Here is a 25,527-nt window from a genome sequence, read left to right as displayed (position 1 = left end):
TGAGCCGATGACCGGAAAATATTCTGTTTCCTATGTACAAATCATGCCGGTAAATTATTCCTTTGTTACCAGGCTGTCCACTGTATCCTGTGTTACCAGCTGGTTGTCCAGGATTACATAAGGCTCAACCTGCTTGCCTTCCAGATAATCATAGGCAGTGTTAAGGATGGCCTTGCCTAAGAAGAATGGCGGTTCTGCGATGGTTGCGTCAACCTTGCCGGCCTTCATTGCATCCAATGTGTCGTCGATGGCGTCACAGCCGATTTTTACGATTTCATCGGTTCTGCCTGCTGCTTCCATTGCCTCCAATGCGCCTAAAAGCATCTCGTCATTTGCAGCGTAAAGTCCGTCGATTTCAGGATTGGCCTGAAGAATGTTCTCCATAACGCTCATGCCCTTGGCCCTGTCAAAATCAGCCACCTGGCAAGCCACGATTTCCATGTCCGGGTTGTCCTTCATCACTTCGTTGAAGCCCTGGGAACGGTTCTGGGCAACGTTGGTTCCCATGATGCCCTGAATCTCAACAATCTTTCCTTTTCCGCCTAATGTATCAACCAGGTACTGTCCTGCCATGCGGCCTGACTTGATAGCGTCGTAGCCGATGTGTGAAATAACCTCGCCGCCGTTGGCCTCGCGGTCCATGGTAAATACAGGAATTCCTGCCTCGTTGCACGCCTCGATGGAGGATACGATAGCGTCGGAATCACAAGTATCAATAATGATGGCATCTGGCTTCTTTGTAATCAGGTTCTCCACGTCCTTCATCTGGATGGTGGGATCGTCCTGTGCGTCGGTAATATACAGCTCAATACCGTGCTCATCAGCGGCCTTCTGGACACCGTCCTTAACATCCACAAAGAATGGATTGGTCTGCGTGTTCATGGCAAGGCCGATAACATATTTCTTTCCGCTTCCCTCTTCTGAACCGGCATTTTCCGCCTCAGCTGAAGTATCCTTTGCTTCTTCCTTGGACTCTTCCTTTGCCGCCTCGGTGGTGGCTGCTGCGGTAGTTTCTCCTGAACCTGAGCTGCATCCGGCCATCAGTGAACACGCCATTGCCAGTGCCAGTACAGTTGCCCCAATTTGTTTCCTCATAATACAATCTCCTTTTCTTAAAAAAATATTTTGTAACGGTTCCGCCGTTTCATGGATAAACCGGATGAACCGGCAGAACCGCAGGTACCTTATCCTTTTGGCCCGTTTCCGGGTTTTACTGCTCTGTATTTATACTAATTTGTATTAACTCTGTTCTCTAACTGTTATTCTGCCTTAGCCGACAAATCCTTCACCTTCTTGTCCACCAGGACTGCAATCAGTATAACAGCGCCCTTTACAATGTTGGTGGCATGAGGATTTACGTTCATAAGCGTCAGGATATTATCAATAATACCCATAATCATGGCGCCCACCACAGTGGGGAGCACAAAGCCCACGCCACCGCTTAAGGACGTGCCGCCCAGGATAACAGCAGCAATGGCGTCCATCTCAATGCCGGTGCCGCTGGTGGACTGTGCCGAACCAAGCCTTGCTGTCAGAATCACGCCTGCAACGCCGCACATAAGACCGTTAAGGGTATAAGCCATCCACTCTGTAAAACGGACGGAAATGCCGGACAGACGCGCTGCCTCCCGATTGCCTCCAAAGGCATAGATGCTGCGGCCGTAGCTGGTCTGTGTCAGCACATAGTGGGCAATGAGGAAGAGGATGATAAGAATGATGACAGGAACCGGCACTCCGGCCACTGTTCCCTTGCCAAAAAACTTGTAGGCATCCACCTTAATGGGAATAGGGGAACCTTTTGTATATACAAGAATGCATCCGCGAAGAAGGGTCATCATGCCCAGGGTGGAGATAAAGGGAGGGATCTCACACACTGCCACAAAGAAACCATTTACGGCGCCGCATCCTATGCCTACGGCCAAAGCCACCAAAATGGCCGCTCCCGCATTTCCTGTGGATTCCAGGATACCGGAGGCCAGAACGCCTGCCAGTCCCAGAATGGAGCCTACGGAAAGGTCGATTCCCCCGGTGAGAATGACAAAGGTCATTCCGCATCCCACGATACCGGCCACTGTAATCTGCTTAAACACGTTAAACAGGTTGGCCACGCTTAAGAAGCTGGGGGACAATATGGTTGCAAATACGCAGATTACCAGTAAAATCAGCACGGAGCGGTAGATATTGAGCTGGCCGATTAATTTTTTCTTATTTACACTATTCATTTTCACTGACACCTCCAGATGCATGGGCTAAGATAATTTCCTGATTCATCTCTGATTTTGGTATTTCCAGGACCGTATGGCCTTCCCTCATGATGACCACCCGGTCACTCATGCCAATAACCTCCGGCAGGTCCGTGGAAATCAGTATGATGCTTTTTCCGGCCCTGGTGAGCTCATCCATGATTTGATAAATCTCCGCCTTGGCACCCACATCCACGCCGCGGGTTGGCTCGTCCAGAATCAGTATGGACGGGTTTGCTTCCAGAACCTTGGCAAATACCACCTTCTGCTGGTTGCCGCCGCTGAGCTTACCGGCCAGCTGCTGCAGGCTGCTGATTTTAATGTTAAGCCGCTTAACCTGTACGTTAATCTGTTTGGTCTCCAGCTTCTTATCCAGATGAATAAAATGGGTTATCTTATCCAGCGATGACAGGGAAACATTTTCCCTGATATTGCGTATGAGCACCAGCCCTTCCTGTTTCCTGTCGTCGGACACAAATCCGATTCCCGCCTTTAAAGCCTTCTTGGGGCTGGAACAATCTTTCTTTTCCCCGTTTATGTAAATCTCTCCGGAATCCATGGGGAGGGCTCCGTACACGATTTTAGACAGCTCAATGGTGCCTGATCCCAGCAGTCCGGCCACCCCCAGGATTTCACCCTTGTGAAGCCTGATATTCACGTTGTGGACGCCTTTGCCGCAGATATCCTTAAGTTCAAGTACGGTCTCGTCCTGCGTGTAATCCCTCTCAGGATACAGGTTGGTCACGCTGCGTCCAACCATCATGGAAACCACCTCGTCGTAATTGGTGTCGCCTATGTCCTTGGTCGCTATGTATTTTCCGTCTCTGAACACAGTCAGACGATCCGATATCTGGAAAATCTCATCCATTCGGTGGGAAATATACAGAATGGAAATGCCCTCCGCCTTAAGCTCTGCAATGATTTTAAACAGAATACGAATCTCCTCGTCTGTCAGGGCAGCCGTTGGCTCGTCCATGATGATAACCTTTGCGCCTATGGTCAGACACTTTGCAATCTCCGTCATCTGCGATTCCGCCACAGACAGGTTCCGCACCTTTGTGCGGCAGTCAAACTTAAGGCCCAAACGGTCCAGCTCCTCCTGGGCATCCTTGTACAGCTTTTTCCAGTCCACTGCTCCGTAGGGTGTCTTAGGAAGCCTTCCCAGATACATATTCTCCGCCACAGACAGGTCCCGCACCATGTTGAACTCCTGGTATATCATGGCAATACCCTTGCGCTCCGCATCCTTGGTGGAATGGAACACCACTTCCTCCCCATTGACATACATGTGTCCGGAAGTATATCCCTGAGCCCCCGCTATAATTTTCATCAGGGTGGACTTGCCCGCGCCGTTCTCACCGCACAGGGCATGTACCTCGCCCCTCCTCACATCCAGATGGACTCCATCCAGAGCTTTAACTCCCGGAAATGTCTTCACAATCGAATCCATCTGCAATACTAATTTTTCTTCCATGTTACCCCTCCCTTGCTGCTAAGAGTTCCTGAACATGCCCCCTTATGAGAGCAGTATCAGTAAGCGCATCCCGCCGATAAAATCACGTTGGTGTACCCGGTAAATTCACCGGTAAGCACAATGGCCTTTGCATCTTTGCTGCGCTCCTTAAGCTCTGTGTGGGGAATATATTCCACCGGAAGCCCCTGGGGCAGAAGGTCCAGCGCCTTCTTGTGGAAATCCGGCGTCACGGTCAACGCCTCGTCAGCAAACACAGCTCCCTCCACCACGATATATTTGAGTATCTCCTCCAGAACATCCAGATAGGCCGGATCACCGGGCCTCCAGCCCAGGTCCACACGCTCCACTCCCTTTGGAATGGGAAGTCCGGCGTCCCCGATAATAATGGTATCCTTATGCCTCAGCTCCGCCAGCACCCTGGCCAGCTGCGGATGTAATATTCCTGTTTTTAACATGTCTGTCTCCCCTTCTACTGATTATGATTCTACATATTATGATTCTACCGATTATGATTTTCCTGATGATGCTTTTGACAATGGCGCTTCTGATTGCGGCCCTTTTGTCTGCAGCTCCTTTGACCGTGGTCCATCTGACTGTGTTTTTTTTGACCGTGGTCCATTTGACTGTGATTCTTTTGACTTTGGTTCTTTTGTCTGTAGTTCCTCTGGTTGCGGAGCTTTGATTGTGCTTTGACAATACCTATGTTAAGTGTCTGTGCGTCAGCAATCCGCGGTCTGACGATTTGCAGCCATGAATGCGTCAATCTCCTCCCTGACCGGCATGGAGGGCGTAGTACCGATTTTCTGTACAGACAGGGCTGCCAGGGCATTGGCAAAATCAGCTGCCTCCCACAAATTCTTTCCCTCTGCCAGCGCCGCCAGAAGGCCGCCGTTAAATGCATCCCCTGCTCCGGTGGTGTCCACTGCCTCCACCTTATAAGCCGGAATGATTCCCTTCTTCTCTCCCGTGTTTATATATACGCCTCGATGCCCCAGTGTAATCAATACATTCTTTACCCCTTTGGAGAAGAACCAGTCCGCTGCCTTGTCCGCCGCTTCCTCGCTGTCCACCTTAATGCCTGTAAGAATCTCTGCCTCCACCTCATTGGGGGTAATCAGGTCAATTTTGCCTAAAAGCTCATCACTGACAGGCTGCACAGGGGCGGTATTTAAAATGACCTTGACGCCCTTCCTGTATGCGATGTCCACGATGCGCTCCACAGAGGACACATTGGTCTCCAGCTGTGTCAGCAGGTATTCGGACCGGCCCACCAAATCCTCCAGGGAATCCACTTCCTGGTCCGTAATAGTATTGCAGGCCCCGAGTATAACCACGATTTCATTCTGGCTGCTGTTCTCATCCACCATGATCAGAGCGCATCCTGTCTCCGTTGTCTCGGAATACAAAACCCTTCCCGTATCCATGTGAAGCTCATTCATAGTATTGAGGGCAATATCGGCAAACGCGTCCCGGCCAAGCTTTGTCACCATGGTCACATCCGCTCCTGCCTTGTGGGCCGCCACACCCTGGTTGAATCCCTTGCCGCCGGGTCCCATCTTAAACACGGTCCCCTTCACTGTCTCCCCTGCTGCCGGCAGATGCGGTGTCCTGCCCATCAAATCCACCACAAAGCTTCCAAATACTGTTACTTTTTTTCCCATATGCTCCATAATATGTTCTCTCTCCTTAATCCATCTTGCCGGCGCGCTCCGTACACGCTTCATGACAATCCTATGGCCGGCTCCCCATCGGCAATTCTGCGCCGGCAGTTTCCTATCGACATTTTTCCATCAACATATTTCCACCGGCAGTCAATCTAAATCAGTACAATCCCGTTGCCGGCTCCGATTCTGTCCGCCCCTGCCTCAATCATAGCCGCAGCGTCTTCCGGTGTGCGGATGCCGCCGCTGGCTTTTACTCTGGCACTGTCTCCAACGGTTCTGCGCATCAGGGCAACGTCAGCTGCCGTAGCTCCGCCTGTGCTGAATCCGGTGGAAGTTTTCACGAAATCAGCCCCCGCCTTCACTGCCAGCTGGCAGGCCCTTACCTTTTCCTCATCCGTCAGGAGGCAGGTCTCTATGATGACCTTTACCACTGCGCCCGCAGATGCTTTTACCACGGCCCGGATATCCTCCTCCACAAAGGAGTCGTCCCCGTCCTTAAGGGCGCTTATGTTGATAACCATATCCACCTCATCTGCCCCTGCCTTTACAGCCTCAGAAGCCTCAAAGGCCTTTGCGCTGGTAAGCATGGCTCCCAGAGGGAATCCCACCACGCAGCACGTCTTTACACCGCTTCCCTTTAACTGCTCCGCTACCAGCGGCACAAAGCAGGTATTGACACAGACAGAAGCAAATTTGTGTTCCCTTGCCTCACTGCAATATCTTATGATAGTATTCTTACTGGCATCCGCCTTCAGCATCGTGTGGTCAATCATGTGTTCAATTCCCATTTTCATTCTCCTTTTCCGTTTGAAGCTTTTACAGGTTGAAATTGTATTATGTATTTTCTGTAACCGGTTACACATTTCTGTAAAAAAATATGATAGGCTTTGCATTTTTGTGTAACCGGTTACAGATTTGTGCAGAAAACAATCTGACTGGATTGTCAGGTTGTTTTCCTGTGTTCTGAACCCCGCAGGATTACCTTGTAGGGAATGGTAATCCGCTTTCCTCTCTGACGGCTCTTTCCTGAATCTTCAAAGCACTCCTGAAGAAGTCTCATGGCTTCCCGCCCCTGTTCCCTGGCATCCCTGTCCACCACGGATATCCTGTAATCGATCATCCGCAGGGCGTCAATGTCATCGAATCCCATCAGTGAAATGTCCCTTCCTATCTTAACCTTGTGTTCCGTCAGATACTTAAGACATCCCAGAGTGGAAAGGTTGTTGGATGTAAAGATGGCTGTGGGCGCTTGCGCAAGTCCCAAAAGCCGTCCGGTACATTCGTATGCCTTGGCAATCTTAAAATCGCCGCAGGCAACGTATTCCTCAGGAACAGCCAGTCCGCTGTCCTCCATGGCCTGCAGATAGCCCTGGCACCGGTCCTTACCCGGCTTGGAGGTCTCAGGGCCGGTTATAATGGCAATCCTCTCATGGCCTGCCTTTATTAACTCCATCACTCCGTCATAGGATCCCTTCTGGTTGTCCACGAATACGCCGTCAAACTGGGCCCCTTTCACATCACGGTCCACCAGCACCACCGGTATGCCGGACTCCTCCAATCGGAGCAGGTAATCCCTGGTAACCGTATCTGTCTCTGAAATCGGCGTTATGATTACGCCCTTCAGTCTCTGGCTTTCCACGATTTTCAAAAAATCATGTTCCTTGTCCAACGTCTCATTGGTTCCCAGAAAAACAATATTATAATGGTACGATTCAGCCACTTCGCTGATTCCGCTTATAACCTTGGAAAAAAACTCATTCTCAATATCCGGGATGATGGTTCCCACGCTTAAGCTGTCCTGAATGCTCAGGCTTCTGGCGATGGCGCTGGGTACATAATTATACTCCTCCACTGCCCTAAGTACCTTTTGCCTGGTCTCCTCTTTCACGTATCCTGAATTATTGAGAACCCTGGAAATCGTAGCGGAAGAGACGCCTGCCCGGCGTGCAATTTCTTTAATGTTCATGACCCTTCCCCTCTCTTTTTCCTGTAACCATGCCAGCATAATCTGTAACCGGTTACATATATAATACTACCACATAGATTGTTAAATGTAAATAGTTTTTATCATTTTTTCACAATAAAGTCAATAGGAAGTCAGTGGAAATAATTTAAGATGGGTATCCCGGCTAACCCCCTATAGGATACATACAGAAAATCTGCCAAATGGATCGGATGATCTGGCTGTTATACAGCAGTCTATAATGCTTTAAGTCCGCTTATACAGTCAAAGGGAGACAGCCCAAAGACTGTCTCCCCTTTTAATCCCAACTCATGAAATGCTAAATCTATAAAAATATCAATTCACATCTTAATTTGAGTATATAATGACATCACCTAACCGCTGCTATGCAAAGAAGGATATAATAAGAGCCACTACAAATCCCGTGCCGCCCACCAGCGTCTCCATGACAGTCCATGTCTTAAGAGTGGTCTTTTCATCCAACCCCACCAGTGATTTCACAAGCCAGAAGCCGGAATCATTAAAATGAGAGCACACCGTTGCTCCTCCTGCCACTGCCGCTGTGACACAGGCCAGGTACAGAGGGGACAGGGTTGCAATTTCCGGCATGGCCGCGATGATGCCGGCTGCCATGGTCATGGCAACTGTAGCAGACCCAACAGAAATACGCACCAGAGCAGCCACCACAAAAGCCACTACCACAATCGGAAGAGAGGCAGATGACACTGCATTGCCAATCACATCACCCAGACCGGAATTCTGCAGCATGAACCGCAGCACGCCGCCGCAGGCCGTTACCAGAAGAATCAGGCCCGTAGGCTCCAGAGACTTTGTCAGTACCTTTTCCAACTCCTCGTTGCTGTATCCGTGACGGTATCCCAGAAGAAACATAGCCACAACCGTCGCTATGGTGAGAGCCACAAACGGCTCACCCAGGAATCCTAACACCGGCTGTACAGAGGCAAGGGCAGGAACCACCTTTGCAATAGAATTCAGAATAATGAGAACCAGCGGAATCAAAATAATTCCCACGATTGTCCCGAACTTTGGAAGCTTTGATTCGTCAAAATCCTCCTGGTTGGCAATGTGTTCCGGAACCGGTATATCGTACTTGTTTCCGCAGATAGTCCCCCATATGGGACCGGCCACTATCATGGCAAAAATACCGCACACAATACCTACCATAATGACCCAGCCCAGGTCCACGCCCAGCATGGTAGCCACCAGCACGGGCCCCGGTGTGGGCGGAATAAATGCATGGCCTACCGCCAGACCGGCCAGCAGGGGAATGGCATAGAACAGGGAGGAGCGTTTGGTTCTCTTTGCAAGAGAAAAGGCAAGAGGAATCAGAATAATGAGTCCCGCATCGAAGAATACCGGCATGGCTATGACAAGTCCCGTGATTCCCAAAGCCCAGGCAGCCTTCTTGTCGCCGAATTTCTTTACCATGGTGACTGCCAGTGTCTGAGCGCCTCCTGATATCTCCAATATGGAACCGAACATGGAGCCCAGACCCACAAGCAGGGCGATTCCCTTAAGAGTACTTCCAATTCCTTCATTTACAGAGCTTATGATATCCGTAAAGGGCATGCCTGCAATCAGCCCGATGGCCACTGCGCCTACCAGAATGGAAATCATTGCCTGCACCTTAAATTTGATGATTAAAAGCAGCAGAATCACCAACCCTGCCAAGGCCGCGATAATCAGTCTGGTCGGATCCAGAGCTGCAGCTGTTGTTGTTGTCATACTTATTACCCTCCTATAATTTCACACAATATCCCTATTTCCGCTGATACTTCCATCTAATATTTCTCGTTCATGTTTCAACAATAGCTCCGGTCCATACTTCCCACAAATATTTCCCGGCCAGTTTCCGGCAATCAGACCATGTATCCGCCCTTCATGGGTGATACGGCATGCTCGGAATAAATTTTAAGTACGCCCTTTTTATACTTGGCTTCCCTGGGCTTCCAGGCTTTTCTGCGCTCTGCAAGAATACGTTCTACCTCTTCCTTGGGAAGTTCCTCTCCCTTCACGCCTATGATTTCCAGAACACGCTCCGGTATATCAATTCTGATAAGGTCATCCTCTTCCACCAGGGCAATGGGTCCACCGTCCGCTGCCTCAGGTGATACATGTCCGATGGCTGGCCCTTTGGATGCCCCGGAGAACCTGCCGTCCGTAATAAGCGCTATGGTTTTTCCCAGCTCCGGATCAGAGGAGATGGCTTCTGTGGTATAGAACATTTCCGGCATTCCCGATCCCTTAGGTCCTTCATACCGGATAAACACGGCATCTCCCGGCTGTATCTTCCTGGAAATAACTGCCTCAATGGCGTCCTCCTCACAGTCAAAAGGTTTTGCCTTCAGGACTGCCTTAAACATCTCCTCAGGAACAGCAGAATGTTTCACCACAGAACCCTCCGGCGCCAGATTTCCTCTCAATATGGCCACGGTTCCGTCTGTCCCGATGGGTTCCTCAAAGGTCCTGATAACATCGGTGCGCTTCAGCCCCCATTTTTTCAGATATCCGTCGCACTTGTCGTAGAATCCGCCAGCCTTAAGCTCTTCCAGATTTTCTCCCAGGGTCTTTCCGGTAACAGTCATCACATCCAGGTGCAGCATGGACTTTATTTCCTCCATCACAGCGGGAACACCGCCTGCATAGTAGAAGAACTGTGCCGGCCATTTTCCGGCAGGTCTGATATCCAGCAGGTAATGAGCTCCCCTGTGCATACGGTCAAATGTGTCAGCGTCAATCTCCAGTCCCAGCTCATGGGCAATGGCAGGAATATGAAGCAGGGAATTGGTTGAACCGGATATGGCAGCATGCACCATAATGGCATTCTCAAATGATTTCATGGTCACGATATCGCTTACCTTAAGCCCCTTCCTGGCCAGTTCCATGACCTGGAGGCCTGCCTTATACGCCATTTCCTTCAAATCTTCGCAGGTTGCAGGCATCAGCGCTGAGCCGGGAAGCATCAGCCCCAGAGCTTCGGCCATGATCTGCATGGTGGAGGCAGTACCCATAAAGGAACAGGCTCCGCAGGATGGACAGGCATTGTGCTTATAATAGGTAAGCTTTTCTTCGGTAATCTCACCTCTCTGGCACATGGCTGAATAGGCGCCAATCTGTTCCAGGGTCAGCAGGTCGGGGCCAGCATCCATAACGCCGCCGGTCACCACGATAGACGGCATATCAAGTCTTGCCAGTCCCATCAGACAGGCAGGCACGGATTTGTCGCAGCTTGCGATGAACACGCCTCCGTCAAACCCTGTGGAATTGCCGTGAATCTCAATCATATTGGCAATCATATCCCTGTGCGCAAGTGAATAGTTGATACCGTCATGTCCCTGGGCAATGCCGTCGCATATGTCTGTGGTAAAATACCTGGCTCCCTTTCCGCCTGCATCCGCGATTCCCCGCATAGCTTCATTCACAAACTGGTCCAGATGGGCGCTGCCCGGATGGCTGTCGCCAAATGTACTCTCAACCATAATCTGCGGTTTATCCAGGTCTTCCACCTTCCACCCCATACCTATTTTTAAAGGGTCGTTCTCCGGTGCCAGCGCTCTTACTCTTTGACTGTTCAGTTCCATTATAATGCCTCCTCTTTTTGCTTTACATCTGACGTCTGACTTCTTTATGGTTTTATAGTAGCATTTTTGATTTATTCTTTCAAGTCATCAGACTTGTTTTCTACTATATTGTCAAAAAAATTTGATTTATTTATGCACTATATCTAAACCGGTATTATTTTGCTTCCAGAATCCCCCATTTTTCTGCACGTTTAGCTGGTTTCGTTCTGATTCCTTTGCAAAAGTCGTCAGATGTATTTTGGTTTAAAATGAATTAAAACAAAAAACCTATAAGTTTAAGTATTCCCTTTTATTTGCTTCCGGGGTCTGCTAAAACTTATAGGTATAAATATTTATCAGGTCTGTCTTTCTCCCATGTCCGTATTACCACCATACTTCTGCATGGTTTTTATGCTCTCACGTTGCCGTCGCATCCCGCACTGCTGCCACATTCCCGCACTGCTGCTACATTCCCACACTGCTGTCATATACCCGCACCGCCGTCACATTCCCGCACTGCTGTCACACTACCAGCACGCTCCTACGCCTCACGTCCATCCTTCATCAGCTGCCGGATCATATTCCTGTTAAAAGTCATATGCATCATCATGGCGGTTTTGGCACCGATAGGGTCGTGCTCCGCAATAGCCTCGGTCACGGCCCGGTGGGTCATGATGGTCTCGTCGGTCAGCTTTTTGTGGGTCACATTGACAAACATAAGAACTGCTGTATCAATAATAGGGATCAGCTGTTCCACCACCTTATTCTTGGAACATTCAGCCACACAGGTATGGAAGGCGATGTCGTCTTCTATGTAACTGTCTCCAATCTTTATTTTCCGTTCAACGCTGTCACACAGATTCCTCAGCTTCAGAACATCCTCCTGGGTTGCGTTGAGAGCCGCCATCTCTGCGATTCCCGGCTCCAGTATGATGCGTACATTTACCAAATCCAGGGCCAGGGCCATCTTGTCCTCCACCGCCCCCAGGCCCAGAGGGTCCATGTCCACCGGCGTAGTGCTGACCACGTACGTACCAGATCCTCTCCTGACTTCCAGAATTCCTCTGGAAATCAAAAGCTTCACCGCTTCCCGGATGGTACTCCTTCCCACGCTGAACCTGTCTCCCAGTTCAAATTCATTGGGAAGTTTAGCGCCTACGGCTATGGGCGTTTCCAGTATATACTGGTATATCTGCTCCTGAACCTGCTCTGCCAGCAGTTTATTTTTCAGATTGGACAGTTCTCCTTTGTTGGCCTTCTGCATTTTCCTAAAGACATCCTTTCCCGGTTATTGCTGTGTGCTCTAATCCTATACATTCTAACACATTTTAAACCGGTTTACAAATACATGCATGAATGCGCCAACTATCCATCCGGCAGCCGGAATACTTCCATGGCCCGGCTCCGGTATCCGTTTAAAGGGAAGGCCCGGAACCGTACGCGGAAGTTTAATGCACCCTGGCTTCCTCCCTCAGCAAAAACACATTTCCATCCATATCGTAGAACTGAAACATGCTGCCATAAGGCATTTTCATGATGTCTCCGGTTCTGACGCCTCTTTCCTTCATTTCTCTATGGGCGTTCTCCAGGTCGCCGGTGCATAAAATAACAGATGGATGGCCTACATTCACATCGGGATTCTGAGTCTTCATTTTTTCTTTGTCATAAAGAACAAAGGATGTCCCGCCTCCGTATTCCGGTCCCACTTCAAGCCATTTCTGGTCAGCACCCATCTGCTGTTCCAGGCGCACGATGAATCCCATCTTTTCTGTCCAAAAATCCCTGGCCTCATTCTGATTATTCACGTAAAGCGTTATCTTTCCAATGGAGTCTATCATGATTCACATTTCCTCATTTCTGCTTTCTTTTTACTATAAATAATTCCCTCCAATCAAGGTTTTCATTCGGTACAAGGAAGAAAAGAAAAAGCAGCAGCTCCCCCGGATGATATTCCGGAAAAGCTGCCGCTGCTAAACTATTTATTTTTCATACGTCATATGCTATTTATCACTGTACTTATTGCATATCTTTACCACCAGACCGCTTAGGGCAAGCAGGGCCATGGCATTAGGTATAACCATCAGACCATTAAAGAAGTCCGCCAAATCCCATACCAGCTCCAGCTTCAAAGCAGAACCGATTATGATGCAAACCACTACTAATAAGGAGTAAATCTTTGCTGCGCCATCGCCAAACAGATACTTCGCATTGATAAGACCGAAGAAATGCCAGCCCAGAATCGTAGAAAAAGCGAAGAACAAAAGGCATATTGCAACGAATACAATACCGAAGGTACCAAATCCTCTCATGAAAGCTGCCTGTGTAAGAGCGGTACCATTCTTGCCAGACTCAAGAGCGCCTGTAGTCAGTACGGAAAATACAGTCAGGTTAAGGATTACAAACGTATCAATAAATACGCTGATCATAGCGCAAAGTCCCTGCTTATGAGGATTCTCTGCGGTAGCCCTTGCATGTGCATGAGGTGTGGAACCCATACCAGCCTCGTTGGAGAAAAGGCCTCTGGCAACACCGAAACGGATGGCTTCTTTAACTGCAATACCTGCGCCTGCGCCTAAAACTGCCTGAGGATCAAATGCGCCTACAAAAATCATCTTAATAGCTGCAGGAAGATTAGCAATATTCATGATAATAAGAATCAGACTTCCCACAATATACACGCCTGCCATGATAGGTACAACCTTCTCAACAACAGATGCCAGCCTCTGTGTTCCGCCCAGGAAAACAAATGCTGCTACGGCTGCTACGATAACACCAATGACAACCGGAGAGATAGTTATGTTAAATGCCCCAAAAGCCTCTGTAAATGCAGCGCCGATAGAGTTGGCCTGAACCATGTTGCCCATGAATCCCAGCGCAAGCACAATAAAGATTGCAAATAATCCTGCAAGAACCTTGCCCAGAGTGCCCTTAAAAGCTGCCTTTATGTAATAAACAGGACCGCCGGTAACCTCACCATTTACCTCAGTCTTAAAATTCTGGGCCAGAGTTGCCTCTGCGTAAATGGTTGACATACCAAAGAACGCACTTACCCACATCCAGAAGATAGCTCCAGGTCCGCCTCCTAAAAGTGCAGTGGCTGCACCTGCCAGGTTACCGGTACCAACCTGGGCTGCAATTGCGGTTGCAATTGACTGGAACGGTGTCATCTCACCTTTTTCGTGCTTCTCACCATTAAGGCTGAGGTGCCCGAATACCAGTTTCCAGCCTTCACCAAACTTTCTCACCTGGATGAACCTCAGGCGGATCGTGTAATAAATTCCGGTGCCGCACAGAAGAACAATCAACAGAAAACTCCAGAGAAAACTGTTACCTTTTGCTACGAGATTTGTAATAACGTCCATTCCTAATTCCCCCTATACATTTAATTGGCCGCATATAGCGGCATTCATATTTGTGCTGATGTAATCAGCGCTCCAAAGAGCGGGATGTAAACATACAATAGGGACACCCACCAAAGATGGGATAGTATGCCTCCCTTTTGCCTGTGAGCATGGAAGATTTTATGGACGCTTATATCTGTCCTGCGCATTCGCGCCCTCACAGAATCTCCCTGGAGTTTTCCTGATTCCTCCAGCATGGTACTACATTATTCATAAAGAAAAAATCTATACCTGCGCTGGCAGAAAAAGGAATTTTTATAGATTGTTTTTATTTTATCATACTTTACCCATAAATTCAATAATTATTTATTTAGTTTTTAGAGAATTTTAGTTAATTTTATACTTTTTTAAAATTTATCTCATTTTCAGCTTGACAAAATATTATTGGCATATAAATACGAATGGAAAAAGCTGGGTTTCCTGCATTTTAGGATTCCCAGCTTTTATGTTTGTGATTATATGGTTTCTTATGAGAGGCGGCGGGGCTTACTATTCCCACTCGAGCGCCAGACCTTAATTTCTTATGATTTTATGCACTAAAAGTGCGCTTTTTGTCCACACATTCCACATATTTCACGCTATCCGTAGCGTCTTTACGAATTCTGTAGCCATTTTGTAGCCACCGGCTACAATGCAACCTCCGCTGGCTGATTCACCTCAAAGCCACTCGGTACTACTGTAAATAAATTATACACGGAGGTTCACAATATGGAAAAATACATCTACGACAACAGCAACGGTCTTTGGTATGAACTGCATGGAGATTATTATCTGCCGTGTTTGGTCATCCCAGAAGAAGAAATCCACACCATTGGTATCTGGGGCAGAAAGCACCGGCAGTACCTGAAAGAATATCGTCCCATGTTATATAATGATCTTGTTCTTAGCGGTAAGCTATATAGCTATCTTTCTGACATTGAAACACAGGCTCTAAATAAGCTCGACTTGCTTGTAATTCAGCTGGCAGAGAAAGAAGGTATCAATGACCAACTGAAAGAACAGAATCAGCTTGCATGGGTCAGAGCTATGAACAACATCCGCAACCGTGCAGAGGAAATCGTCCTCAAAGAGCTGATTTTTGCTGAGTAAACAACTTCATAGCGTGATAAAAGTAAATGCTCCATAGCCAGTACCTGACTAAAAATAATGCCGCCCTTTATGGACGGCAGATATAAATAAACTTGATCAGCTTTCAGTTTCCTTTTTTTGGTAGCAGCATTTCGGCAATGTCTCGGACCACGGGAGCAGCTCTTCGACATAGGACAGCTCTTCTAATTCTCCATGTTTTGGAAGCTCTTCCAAAAGGTAACGGAAATATTCATAGGGTTTCAACTGATTTGCCTTCGCCGTCTCGGCAATGCTGTAGGCGATCGCACTTGCTTTTGCTCCGCTGACTGTATCGATCTGGAACCAGTTGTTTCTTCCGACTGTAAATGGTCGGATACTCCGTTCTGCGGCATTATTTGTCATCGGTACATAACCATCCGTCAGAAAGACACGCAGGAATGCTTCCTGGTTCAGACAATAGCTGATCGCTTTTCCAGTGGCGGATTTTGGGACAACACTGCCTTCTTTTGATTTAAGATACGCAAAAAAGGCATCTGCCAGTGGCAGTATATGGTGGATACGTGCTTCCAGACGTTCGGCGGGTTCCAGTTTGGCAAACTTCTCTTCACATCGGCTCATGGTCTGTATAAGCTGAAGGCTTTTATAGGCAACTGACTCCCGGATGTTCAGATCCTTCTTTCCGGCGGCTTTTACTACATCGGCAAACCCACGGCGCGCGTGCGACCAGCATCCGGAGATTGTCAGGTCCTCTCGTTCATCCGCAATGGAATGGTATACCTGATAACCATCCGTTACACAGATCCCGCTGAAGTCTTTCAGGAATTCACGGGCATGCTCCTTTTTCCGGGTCTTCTGAAATTCGTAAAGGATGACCGGTTTTGACTCCAGTTCACCGGAATGGTACACCCACATCCGGCTCTCAGCTCCTGCAGGACGTCCATCCTTGCGTACCTCTACCACGGTTTCATCCGCATGCATCACATGATACTCCGGAAGTTTTTGTTTCATTCGGGCGTATACACGGCTCAGGTACCGTTCCGCTCCCATAATCGCCCAGCGGCACAGAGTCTGTGTCGGAAGAAATACATCGCTGCGTTCAAACTCTTTGGAAAGGCGTTCGATCGGTTGCGCATTTACATACTTCAGGTTATAAATACCAGCAACTAGGGACGCAGTAGCCAGACTGTTCCGGAACAGATCAGCTGGACGCTCTGCGCGCGCAAAGTTTCCGCCATCCGCACTTACATATACCTCCACGTGATGTTCAATCACTTCGAAGCTTGCCGGATGGAATTCCAGACGTTTATATACTTCGTCCGGAAGCTTTTTGTACCGGCCATCCGGAAATGCGGTAAGCAGTTCTTCTTCCGACAGGGTATGGATAACCACAGTCACCGGAACATCTTTGATCTCTTCCTGACGTTTTCCTGTTTTCTTTTTTCCACGTTTGTATGGTTTCGGAAAGATATCCTCCAATTCCGGTTCAGGGAATGCCGGATCCAGATCTATGGTCATCTCTGCCTCATTGAAAGCGAAGCAGAGCTGGCTGCATCCGTCTTCCCCGATGGTCAGTCCTTTTTCTGAGGAACGGCCAAACCGGTGCTGGCGAAGGTTTACAACTTCTTCTGTCAGAAGGTTTACGCTTTTCTGGAGCTGTTCGGTAGCCTCAAAGAGTTTCTGGTTGGACTCGGTGGCTGCCACGAGCATTTTGATCAGTGTTTGTTTGTCAAGGTTCGCAAGTTCTTTTTCTTTAAGCAAAAATGCCATCGCAGTATCCCTCCCTTCCGTTTTCTGAGGGATAGTATAGCAGAAAAAGTCGGTTCTGCATAGCCGGTCAGCCGATTTCTGTGCAGTTACATTCCTGAATAGAGGAACGTTCCAGTATCGTCATTCCGGCCAACAGAAGGTGAAGTTCTTCAGGCGAGATCCCTGCAGCTTCTTCCTGACTTCTCGGCCATCGGAGGCGTCCGGCTTCGATCCGCTTATAAAGCAGGCAGAACCCATCGCCTTCCCAGACCAGGCCTTTGAACCGGTCGGTGCGGCATCCACAGAAAAGAAACAGGACATCCTTTTGAAAAGGATCCAGATGGAACTGTTCCTTTACTAACGTTGCTAAACCATCAATCCCTTTGCGAAGATCACATTTTCCACAGTAGATATAGATGGCCTGAAAACCGGTGTTCTCAGAGAGCACGGAACATCACCTCTTTCAAAAAAGAGAGGATGCGGTCCGGTGCATCTCTGCTCACTTCCATAACAGTATCACCACGGCGAATGCGGATTGCTGCATTTGAAGTCTGTACAGTAGAAGCAACTGATATCTGCGCAAATGTGCCAGAAGGATCATGATCCTTTGTAGGATCCGGTGTTTCACAAGCATTCAATGCCATTTTTCTCAACCGGTTTAGCCGGTAATAATAGACTGACTCCTGGATTCCGTTGGCGGCACACCATTCTTTGATGGTCAGACCGCTATCGCTGCGTTGTTTGATCATTGCGGTCCAACTGGCCGCACGAACCTGCATTACTTCATTCATACTTGAAATCTCCTTTGAAACTTAGAAAACTCCAGTCAAAGTTTATGGAGTTTTCTAAGTAGATTTGATGAGATTATCATCACATAAAATCAGTCGCAAGTCAGCCCACGGATTATGGAGCATTTACTGATAAAATTAGGCGACCAATTACACTATTGGCCGCCTAATCTAATATACTTTCTATTCTTCCTCAAGCAAATGATAACTTTTTTTTCGCAAACAGCTATAAATGGTATCTACAAATAAATCTACAAAGACTTCATCACATTCAGTAGATTCTGATAGCTGTCTACGTCATGATATTTCACATTGCTTGTAGACATTTCGTTGAACAACTTTTTAGCGCAAGAAATTTTCGCCTGTTCAATCGGTCTGAGATTCAAGCTATCCATAGTACCCTTTGTTTCGGCAACAAAGAAAATGTGCTTTACAGTCCCCTCATAGAATGCAATCGCCCAGTCTGGAGAATAATTGCCTACCGGAGTTGGAATATGAAATCCTTTCGGAAGTTTCGCATAAACACAAACCTCTTGTGCGGCATCCAAGTCCTCTACAAAACGACGCTCTATACTCTTTTCAGCAGAACCATCTGTAAACACATAATCCTGAATTGCCTTGTTTGCTCGAAATGCCTTATCAAAGGTCTGGGCACTCTTTTCTGCCGTAAAGATTGTGCTGTCATACTCTCCATCAATCTGGTCATAAGAAATATGCTCAACAATCATTGTGGCTTTCTGCTCTTTAATAAGCTTAATCACCTTGGAGATAAACTCTTCCGGATTATTCTTAAACATATAGAGTTTATCTACTCGTAAGCCTTTCAAAATAGCAGCTACCGTTTTACGTGTTAATACTGTGCCTTCAGAAACTTTTCCTATGAGATCGTATTTAATCTGACTCGTCTGAGTATGTTTTAACGTATAAGTTCCAGAGCTTTCTCTTACAAAAGAATCACCACGACCAACCTCATATTCATCCATTTTTGCTTTCTGTCTGCCAACCGTTGTGGTATATTGCAGTTCTGCAACAAATAATTTTTCATTGATATGGTCAATAGACTTACGAATCAGCTCATTGCTGTCAAACTCAACGGTATAAGCATACTTATGATTGATCTGCTTCCACAGTGCCTGGAACTCAGCTCTTGCAAAGTTATCATTCAGCGGATTATCTTTCACCTTTGTCTCGTGACCATCGGTAAACATATCCTTGAGAACACTGTCATCATAAATGGATTGAATCAAGGTATGAATACCTTCTGCCATTGGCTGGATTTCTTCCGGCAGCGGAGCAACAGTTCCCATCTTCATATCGGTACGATACTTGTCTGTAACCTTACGCTTCATATCCACATAACTATTGCTGATCAGATAGAACTCAATGGCATCTGCTGCGTTTTTGTCAATAAGCGTCGGTGTTCCATCCACCTTAACATATTTACCATTAAAGTATTCACTGCTTGCCGTAGTAGGTCTATCATAGAGGACTGTTTTAATATCACTCTGGAGATCGGCAACAAAGCCTTTATAGCTTTCACTGGCAATAACCGTCAACATATTGATGTCATGAACACTGTCACCGCAGCTTTCTGCATCCATACGGTTACCATGCTGGTTTACACAAAGACGCAGACCACGACCAACTTCCTGACGCTTCGCTGTTTGGCTGTCAGAATGTTTCAGCGTACAAATCTGGAAAACATTCGGGTTATCCCAACCTTCACGCAGTGCGGAGTGCGAGAAGATAAAGCGAGTCGGTTCTTCAAAAGAAAGCAAACGCTCTTTATTTTTCAAAATCAGGTCATAGGCAGAGATATCATCCGAAAATTCACTGCCACACTTCAGCTGACTGTCAATGCTGTGACCGGTCTTTTTATCAATACTGAAATAACCTTTGTGTACGGCAGAAACATCACTGCAAGTGGATTTCAGATATTTCTGATAAGGTGTATCAAATACCGTAATGTACTCGTTCATCACATTCAGATATTCCTGCTCAAACATCTGTCCATATTCTCCAAGCACTTCATTACCATCAGCATCATATTGACGATACTTGGCAACCTCATCAATAAAGAATAGAGAAAGTGACTTAATTCCCATGTTGAACAGCTTTTCTTCCTTCTCAAAATGAGAAAGAATAGTCTCACGAATCTGAATTCTACGCATATCTGACTCGGACACATCACCGGAAACCTCACCGGTTTGGATTGTTTCTCCATTGGTAAAGGTAACAGTTCCACGGAACGGGTCAATATCTGAGATTGTATATCCCTTGTACTGCTCCATTTCCTGAGATACATAGTAAAGGTCATCGCCAACACCAAGCATACGGGTCTCACGGTTAATGGACTTGTTATAACCGATTTCCAGCTCAATACGAGCCATTGGCGGTTTCTTAGAAGAAAGAACAATCTGCTCCAGGAATAGATAGATGTCTGTTCCACGGAAGTTTTTCACTTCAAATCCCTTAACTTCAATTTTCTTAACCAAACGCTTGTTGAAAGCATCCAGAGCATCCAATACATAAACGGTGTTATGCTTCACAGCGTGGGTCGCAGAATAGTTCAGGGTAAACAGAGGGTTAAAGTTCTTCAGAGCCTTCTGGGTAACAGCTCCACCCATTTTCTGCGGCTCATCCAGAATAATGATTGGTCTGTTCGCCTTGATAACATCAATCGGACGGCGAGAGCCAAATTCATCACGCTTAGAGTAAATGATACGGGCTTCTTTGCTTCTTCCATCTTCTTTCAGGGAAGACGCAAACGCCTGCGTATTGATAATCATTACATTGATGCCGGCATTGGAAGAAAAGTTATCCAGCTGATTCAAATTAGAGCTGTTGTAGACGAAGAAACGGGCTTTCTTTCCGTAATGCTCCATAAAATGGTCCGCAGTAATTTCAAAAGTCTTTTTGACACCCTCACGAATGGCAATCGAAGGCACCACCACAATGAACTTACTCCAGCCGTACTTCTTGTTCAGCTCGAACATAGTCTTGATATACACATAGGTCTTACCGGTTCCGGTCTCCATTTCGATATCAAGGCTGCATCTGCCCAAATCCTTTACAAGTGATTTGGATTGCTTGATATTGTTCTGGCTTTGAAGCTTTTGAATGTTGATTAACAGCTGTTCATCAGACAGCTCTATCACTTCATTTTTGTACCCAGTATCATCATCCATATCGTAGATATTCAGCTGATGAGATTCTCCCATATCGAGAGAATATTGCTGATCCATATCCACATTCAACCGCATCTGCTGATTTTCCTGCTGTTTGCCAACATCTCGGATATAGCTGATTTTATCGTGATATCCCTGCCCTTGGAATATCTTTACAACCGCATCGACGGCATCGGTTTGGTATTGCTGTATCTTAAAGTTAAATTTCATGCGTTTATTCCTCCCTCCAAATATAGGATAGCGACAGAAACCAACGCAAGACAACGTTTATAAAAATAGTCATATTGTCGATTGTCTGTTATATCAACCTTTGTTGTTTCATGATGACGTATTCTGAAGCTATTTCCAATGCTTGTTAACGCCTTGAATTCGGCTTCATATAATTCTTTGTAGTTCGGTTCAGAATTGCTCATATTATCAATAATTTTATCTGCTGATTGTGCTTTATTAAGTGTAGGAGAATAGTAAGTTTTTAGCCGTTCAAATGCATCCCAAATTTTCTCAACAGCTATTTGTTTATTTTCAGAACGGTAATATGCGTCAGCCTCGCTTAATAATTCCTTCAACCCTTTTTCTGGAATCTTGGCTAAAATTTTAGGGTCAATAGCAATTTCAAGAGTACTGACAATTCGTCCTTGTTCCAGTTTGTACGGTACAGAGTTTAACTTAAAAATCATATTCATCTGGGCAGTATAATCACTGTCGGCATTATACTTCTCATACAGCTCAATAGCATCAAAAACATAGAATGGATAATTGTGCAGAATAAATTCTTCCATACTTGATGTCTCTATGTAATTATTCTTTACGTCAAAGCATTTCGGTTTATAAAACTGTGACATATCACGAAAGACACATTCACTCGTTTTAATATCATACCCCCATCCGGTTTCATCAGTTTCGCGATAAACAGTAGAGTGTTTTTCGATGAGCTTATATATCTGGTTTCGAGTTTTCATATTCAGGGAAAGTTTGAGTTTTTTTTCTTTAATGTCTTGCTCATTTCTCTGAGAAAAAGGGACAAATAAAGAGCTCTCCTCCAGATCATGCTTACGCCATCCATATACATCACGTCCCGAAATTTTGCTTTCGGGATATAGTTCGTAACCATCATTCTGAAGAAGACCATTTACCTCACCCAAAAATTCTTTCCAATATCCGGACTCTGTTCTTACAGCAGGGTGAAATACGGCACATAGAAATTTCAACAATACCTCGTCATCACCGTTTAACAACTCAAAACGGTCATCCTCAAATATCCAACCTTCTTCATAGTCATTGTTGTTTACTGTATGTTGCCAAATATCACCTTCAGCATCATCAAAACGGTCATCAAAGCTTGGCAAAGATTTGAGATCATAAATTCGTTTTAGAAAGTCAAGCTCGCTCAGTCTGCCACAATATCCATATTGGATTCGTTTGTTATCAAAGAATTCCTCTATATCCATGCCATATATGAATAATGAGAATATATCTCTCCGTGTTATTTCGGTAATTTGCTTCAATTACAGCACCTTCCTTACTGTGTCAGGACTGTAGGTTGCAAAAATCTGCTCAAAATTGGTAGCAACACTGTCGCTTGCCAGGGAGCTGTCACGCATTACGAAATAGTAAGGCTGCTTCTGTGCGATTGCCTTGATGGTTTCCTCATTGACATCCTTATCAAAGCAGGCAATCAAGAAACCGTCCGCTACATCAAAGACCTTCTTGCCGGCAATGGTAGTTTCTTCAATCTTGCTGGAAAGTTCAACACCCAAATCCAGCATCACCTGGAACAGCAGAGCCTCCGGGGTTCTGTCCTCCTTGATGTTGTCTGCCATCATATCCAGCAGGTTCATATCGAAATCAGCGGGGCTGTAGTAGACATCCTTCATGTTGGAGGTATCGCACTTGAGGACACGGAAACCACTGTCAAACTTTGCATCGGGATTTTCCTCTGCAATTTTCTTTGCTGCACGGCGAATGCGTTCTTTGCCGATTTCGCAAATCGTTTTATACCCCGCCTTATATGCATCAGATTTATCTTCTGTTTCTTCTGAAATCTGCACCATAATAAAGCGGCGTTTTCCACCATCTTCCGCATTAGCCTGCATTACAGCGTGTGCAGTCGTTGCAGAACCAGAAAAGAAATCTAAAACGATAAACGATTTATCTGCTACAAGTTGAATCAAATACTTTATCATCTCAAGATTTTTGGGGTTACTAAAGACTGCATTTTTCCCTAAGACTGTATTTAGTGTATTTGTACCATCATTTGTTGAAAAGTCCAAAATACTCCTTGAATTTGTCATAGAAGAGGCGGTATACTGCATTTTTCCATCTACCGTCACAATATCTTCTTTTTTTACAAAGGTGCGTTTTCTAACTGCATAAGAACCCGGCTTGCCAGTTATGATTATTTCATCTTTCTGTGCATTAAATTTTTCTAATGCCCATGTCCAACAACCAAGTTTTCCTCTTACACGAGGAGGACGAATAGCAACATAACCTTTACAAAGTAATTCGTTGTCAGTTGTATAAATTTCCCCCTCATCATTAGAGGTTTTTGCTAAAGTTACATTGTAGTCAGCAACTGCAATTTTATCCTTTGTTTCAGGGTTATAGTACACTGTATATCCTAAGTTTGGACGTGCATTTAAGGTTCCACCTTCACCTCTGGTTGTTATTGGATCATTCAGATAATAAAATCTTCCATCATCCTCATACGCATTTCTATAAGTAATTACCTTGCGACTTAAGGTCGCTGCAATGCTTCCATTTATAGAATTACTACTTTTGCGGTACACGAGAATAAACTCATGGTTTTTCTGAATATTCACAGTGTCATTCTTTGCATTCTGTTTATTCTGAATGATTGGTCCAATGCAATTTTCAGCACCGAACACTTCGTCACAAAGTTTAACTAAATTGCATTGTTCATTATCATCAATACTGATGAAAATAACACCATCCTCCGTCAGCAAATCCTTCGCAAGTCTCAAGCGTGGGTACATCATGTTCAGCCAATCGGTATGAAACCTACCGTTGCTTTCTGTATTAGCAACAAGACGATTTCCTGCATCATCAAACTGCCCACTATTAGAAAGATACTCGTTGGAACTTTGAGAAAAATCGTCTTCATATACAAAGTCATGTCCGGTATTATACGGAGGATCGATATAAATCATCTTTATTTTGCCAAGATAAGTTTCCTGCAAAAGTTTCAGCACTTCCAGATTATCGCCCTCAATATAGAGGTTTTCAGTGTTGTCAAAGTCCACACTTTCCTCACGGCAAGGGCGGAGTGTCTTGTTGAGTGGTGCATTGGCAAGCAAAACGGTTTTCTTCTTGTCCGGCCAAGTGAACTGATAGCGTTCCTCATTGCCATCCACCACCGTGCAGGAGATTTCCTGCATCAGCACATCCTTATCAATGGCACGAACCACTTCGCCGTTTTCGTCTATCGTCTCTGTCACAGCATTGGGAAACAACACCGCCAGCTTCTTGAAATTCTCATCCGCCTTGTTGGGCGTGTGCATCTTCAATTTATCCATTGTTTTCGTCCTCCGTATCTTCAGCTGTAAATAATTCCTTCAATTCTGCGGCTATTTCTTCGGGAGTCATTAAAGCCGTAGTCATAGCCTTGCGGTCTGCTATGATAGGGCTGTACTCAACAACCTGCTTTTTCGTCAGGTTGTGCCATATTGGAAGAATGGTTTTTCCATTGACAGTTTCGACTTGAAAAAGTCCATTCAGCTCCGCTTTTGTCCAGTATTTATGTTCGGCAATGTAGTTAGGTGAGAGAATGACGACACCATATCTTGATTTTGCCAGTCCTCTGTCAATTTTCTCACGCATCGAGTCGCCCCATTTGAGCTTGTCCATGTCATACCATACTTTAAGTTCTTGATTTCGCAACGCTTCTACAAACTCGTCAACAAATGATTCTTTATCCTCGTATGCGTGGGACACAAACACATCATATTCTTCATCAGCTGCTATTGGGGTAGTAGTTGTTGTAACTACCGGCTGCAAAAGTTGCTGCTGAAGTTCTTTTATCCGAGCTTCATAGGATGCCTGAATCTGTTGGTTGACTTTATCCTGTTTCTTTTGCTCGTTTTGCTGCTCCTTTTGGAGTCTCAAATAAGCTTCAGCACGCTTCTTTCGTTTTTCGGCAATCTTCTTTCCGAGATCAGCACTATCCTGACTTTTTTTTGCTTGATCAGATTCGTGAATAGCAATCTGCCGCATTTTACTGTTAAGTGTAGATGCAGAAGTATGGCTGTTTATGCTTTTCTTCAAGGTGTTAATTTTGCCTTGGAGATTAGCTACTTCTCTGTCCTTTGCTGCCTTTTTCTTTTCAAGATCAGCAATTTCCTTATCAAGGCTATTTACCGTCCGTTGATATTGCTCACTTGACATATCAAAAACT

The 25,527-nt window shown here is 46.0% G+C and carries 21 protein-coding genes; 2 read left to right on the top strand and 19 right to left on the bottom strand.

The features are described 5' to 3' along the window. Positions 1 to 54 precede the first annotated feature (54 nt). The 4 genes from CGC65_RS02745 to rbsD form a co-directional block, all read right to left on the bottom strand. Positions 55 to 1,095 carry a substrate-binding domain-containing protein gene (locus CGC65_RS02745; protein WP_002566117.1) on the bottom strand — a complete coding sequence of 347 codons (1,041 nt, stop codon included), beginning with the start codon at positions 1,093 to 1,095 and terminating at the stop codon, positions 55 to 57. 164 nt (positions 1,096 to 1,259) lie between these two features. Further along, a complete protein-coding gene (locus CGC65_RS02740) occupies positions 1,260 to 2,246 on the bottom strand; it encodes an ABC transporter permease (RefSeq protein WP_002566118.1) in 987 nt (328 codons plus the stop codon). Then, the gene (locus CGC65_RS02735) at positions 2,215 to 3,717 is read right to left on the bottom strand and encodes a sugar ABC transporter ATP-binding protein (RefSeq protein ID WP_002566119.1); all 1,503 of its coding nucleotides are present in this window, start codon (positions 3,715 to 3,717) and stop codon (positions 2,215 to 2,217) included. The genes CGC65_RS02740 and CGC65_RS02735 overlap by 32 nt, the downstream gene beginning before the upstream one ends. Positions 3,718 to 3,773: 56 nt before the next feature. Then, positions 3,774 to 4,172 (bottom strand): D-ribose pyranase, encoded by a 399-nt coding sequence (rbsD, locus tag CGC65_RS02730; protein ID WP_002566120.1) that lies wholly within the window; start codon positions 4,170 to 4,172, stop codon positions 3,774 to 3,776. A 38-nt stretch (positions 4,173 to 4,210) separates the two neighbouring features. On the opposite strand from rbsD, the gene CGC65_RS30840 reads away from it, so the two are divergent. Further along, a complete protein-coding gene (locus CGC65_RS30840) occupies positions 4,211 to 4,399 on the top strand; it encodes a hypothetical protein (protein ID WP_128132581.1) in 189 nt (62 codons plus the stop codon). A gap of 37 nt (positions 4,400 to 4,436) precedes the next feature. Here the strand turns inward: CGC65_RS30840 and rbsK are convergent, their stop codons facing one another. From rbsK to CGC65_RS02690, 8 genes are all read right to left on the bottom strand, one after another. Further along, positions 4,437 to 5,387 (bottom strand): ribokinase, encoded by a 951-nt coding sequence (rbsK, locus tag CGC65_RS02725; protein WP_002566121.1) that lies wholly within the window; start codon positions 5,385 to 5,387, stop codon positions 4,437 to 4,439. Positions 5,388 to 5,533: 146 nt separating this feature from the next. Further along, positions 5,534 to 6,169, bottom strand: coding sequence for a deoxyribose-phosphate aldolase (gene deoC / locus CGC65_RS02720; protein WP_002566122.1), 636 nt, complete (start codon positions 6,167 to 6,169; stop codon positions 5,534 to 5,536). Between the two features lie 155 nt (positions 6,170 to 6,324). Then, positions 6,325 to 7,347, bottom strand: coding sequence for a LacI family DNA-binding transcriptional regulator (locus CGC65_RS02715; RefSeq protein ID WP_002566123.1), 1,023 nt, complete (start codon positions 7,345 to 7,347; stop codon positions 6,325 to 6,327). 381 nt (positions 7,348 to 7,728) lie between these two features. Further along, a complete protein-coding gene (locus tag CGC65_RS02710) occupies positions 7,729 to 9,090 on the bottom strand; it encodes a GntP family permease (RefSeq protein ID WP_002566124.1) in 1,362 nt (453 codons plus the stop codon). Positions 9,091 to 9,224: 134 nt separating this feature from the next. Beyond that, positions 9,225 to 10,946 (bottom strand): dihydroxy-acid dehydratase, encoded by a 1,722-nt coding sequence (gene ilvD / locus CGC65_RS02705; RefSeq protein ID WP_002566125.1) that lies wholly within the window; start codon positions 10,944 to 10,946, stop codon positions 9,225 to 9,227. Positions 10,947 to 11,466: 520 nt separating this feature from the next. Next, the gene (locus CGC65_RS02700; RefSeq protein WP_002566126.1) at positions 11,467 to 12,189 is read right to left on the bottom strand and encodes a FadR/GntR family transcriptional regulator; all 723 of its coding nucleotides are present in this window, start codon (positions 12,187 to 12,189) and stop codon (positions 11,467 to 11,469) included. 184 nt (positions 12,190 to 12,373) lie between these two features. Then, complete coding sequence (locus CGC65_RS02695; RefSeq protein ID WP_002566127.1) at positions 12,374 to 12,763, bottom strand: VOC family protein; 390 nt, start codon at positions 12,761 to 12,763, stop codon at positions 12,374 to 12,376. A gap of 162 nt (positions 12,764 to 12,925) precedes the next feature. Continuing rightward, positions 12,926 to 14,287: an alanine/glycine:cation symporter family protein gene (locus tag CGC65_RS02690; RefSeq protein ID WP_002566128.1), complete on the bottom strand. Its 1,362-nt coding sequence runs from the start codon at positions 14,285 to 14,287 to the stop codon at positions 12,926 to 12,928. 747 nt (positions 14,288 to 15,034) lie between these two features. On the opposite strand from CGC65_RS02690, the gene CGC65_RS02685 reads away from it, so the two are divergent. Continuing rightward, complete coding sequence (locus CGC65_RS02685) at positions 15,035 to 15,415, top strand: TnpV protein (protein WP_002566129.1); 381 nt, start codon at positions 15,035 to 15,037, stop codon at positions 15,413 to 15,415. 96 nt (positions 15,416 to 15,511) lie between these two features. On the opposite strand, the gene tnpC is transcribed toward CGC65_RS02685, so the two are convergent. From tnpC to CGC65_RS02650, 7 genes are all read right to left on the bottom strand, one after another. Further along, complete coding sequence (gene tnpC, locus CGC65_RS02680) at positions 15,512 to 17,161, bottom strand: IS66 family transposase (RefSeq protein ID WP_002566130.1); 1,650 nt, start codon at positions 17,159 to 17,161, stop codon at positions 15,512 to 15,514. Between the two features lie 67 nt (positions 17,162 to 17,228). Continuing rightward, positions 17,229 to 17,588 (bottom strand): IS66 family insertion sequence element accessory protein TnpB, encoded by a 360-nt coding sequence (tnpB, locus tag CGC65_RS02675; RefSeq protein WP_002566131.1) that lies wholly within the window; start codon positions 17,586 to 17,588, stop codon positions 17,229 to 17,231. Continuing rightward, on the bottom strand, positions 17,578 to 17,931 hold the full coding sequence (gene tnpA / locus CGC65_RS02670; protein ID WP_002566132.1) for an IS66 family insertion sequence element accessory protein TnpA: 354 nt from the start codon (positions 17,929 to 17,931) through the stop codon (positions 17,578 to 17,580). Before tnpA ends, tnpB begins: the two co-directional genes overlap by 11 nt. A gap of 248 nt (positions 17,932 to 18,179) precedes the next feature. Further along, positions 18,180 to 21,326 (bottom strand): type III restriction-modification system endonuclease, encoded by a 3,147-nt coding sequence (locus tag CGC65_RS02665; RefSeq protein ID WP_002566133.1) that lies wholly within the window; start codon positions 21,324 to 21,326, stop codon positions 18,180 to 18,182. After that, positions 21,323 to 22,621 (bottom strand): AbiJ-related protein, encoded by a 1,299-nt coding sequence (locus CGC65_RS02660; protein WP_002566134.1) that lies wholly within the window; start codon positions 22,619 to 22,621, stop codon positions 21,323 to 21,325. Before CGC65_RS02660 ends, CGC65_RS02665 begins: the two co-directional genes overlap by 4 nt. After that, positions 22,622 to 24,649: a site-specific DNA-methyltransferase gene (locus tag CGC65_RS02655; protein ID WP_002566135.1), complete on the bottom strand. Its 2,028-nt coding sequence runs from the start codon at positions 24,647 to 24,649 to the stop codon at positions 22,622 to 22,624. Continuing rightward, positions 24,642 to 25,517 carry a toll/interleukin-1 receptor domain-containing protein gene (locus CGC65_RS02650; RefSeq protein WP_002566136.1) on the bottom strand — a complete coding sequence of 292 codons (876 nt, stop codon included), beginning with the start codon at positions 25,515 to 25,517 and terminating at the stop codon, positions 24,642 to 24,644. The genes CGC65_RS02655 and CGC65_RS02650 overlap by 8 nt, the downstream gene beginning before the upstream one ends. Positions 25,518 to 25,527 lie beyond the last annotated feature (10 nt).

Source organism: Enterocloster bolteae (assembly GCF_002234575.2).
Lineage (GTDB): Bacteria > Bacillota > Clostridia > Lachnospirales > Lachnospiraceae > Enterocloster > Enterocloster bolteae.
The sequence above is the reverse complement of the archived record's forward strand: the minus strand, read 5'-3'. Positions and strand labels throughout refer to the sequence as shown.

Coding starts and splice junctions, on each gene's coding strand:
- CGC65_RS02745 (WP_002566117.1), bottom strand. CDS start 1,095: ATGAGGAAACAAATTGGGGCAACTGTACTGGCACTGGCAATGGCGTGT.
- CGC65_RS02740 (WP_002566118.1), bottom strand. CDS start 2,246: ATGCATCTGGAGGTGTCAGTGAAAATGAATAGTGTAAATAAGAAAAAA.
- CGC65_RS02735 (WP_002566119.1), bottom strand. CDS start 3,717: ATGGAAGAAAAATTAGTATTGCAGATGGATTCGATTGTGAAGACATTT.
- rbsD (WP_002566120.1), bottom strand. CDS start 4,172: ATGTTAAAAACAGGAATATTACATCCGCAGCTGGCCAGGGTGCTGGCG.
- CGC65_RS30840 (WP_128132581.1), top strand. CDS start 4,211: ATGATTCTACCGATTATGATTTTCCTGATGATGCTTTTGACAATGGCG.
- rbsK (WP_002566121.1), bottom strand. CDS start 5,387: ATGGAGCATATGGGAAAAAAAGTAACAGTATTTGGAAGCTTTGTGGTG.
- deoC (WP_002566122.1), bottom strand. CDS start 6,169: ATGGGAATTGAACACATGATTGACCACACGATGCTGAAGGCGGATGCC.
- CGC65_RS02715 (WP_002566123.1), bottom strand. CDS start 7,347: ATGAACATTAAAGAAATTGCACGCCGGGCAGGCGTCTCTTCCGCTACG.
- CGC65_RS02710 (WP_002566124.1), bottom strand. CDS start 9,090: ATGACAACAACAACAGCTGCAGCTCTGGATCCGACCAGACTGATTATC.
- ilvD (WP_002566125.1), bottom strand. CDS start 10,946: ATGGAACTGAACAGTCAAAGAGTAAGAGCGCTGGCACCGGAGAACGAC.
- CGC65_RS02700 (WP_002566126.1), bottom strand. CDS start 12,189: ATGCAGAAGGCCAACAAAGGAGAACTGTCCAATCTGAAAAATAAACTG.
- CGC65_RS02695 (WP_002566127.1), bottom strand. CDS start 12,763: ATGATAGACTCCATTGGAAAGATAACGCTTTACGTGAATAATCAGAAT.
- CGC65_RS02690 (WP_002566128.1), bottom strand. CDS start 14,287: ATGGACGTTATTACAAATCTCGTAGCAAAAGGTAACAGTTTTCTCTGG.
- CGC65_RS02685 (WP_002566129.1), top strand. CDS start 15,035: ATGGAAAAATACATCTACGACAACAGCAACGGTCTTTGGTATGAACTG.
- tnpC (WP_002566130.1), bottom strand. CDS start 17,161: ATGGCATTTTTGCTTAAAGAAAAAGAACTTGCGAACCTTGACAAACAA.
- tnpA (WP_002566132.1), bottom strand. CDS start 17,931: ATGAATGAAGTAATGCAGGTTCGTGCGGCCAGTTGGACCGCAATGATC.
- CGC65_RS02665 (WP_002566133.1), bottom strand. CDS start 21,326: ATGAAATTTAACTTTAAGATACAGCAATACCAAACCGATGCCGTCGAT.
- CGC65_RS02655 (WP_002566135.1), bottom strand. CDS start 24,649: ATGGATAAATTGAAGATGCACACGCCCAACAAGGCGGATGAGAATTTC.
- CGC65_RS02650 (WP_002566136.1), bottom strand. CDS start 25,517: ATGTCAAGTGAGCAATATCAACGGACGGTAAATAGCCTTGATAAGGAA.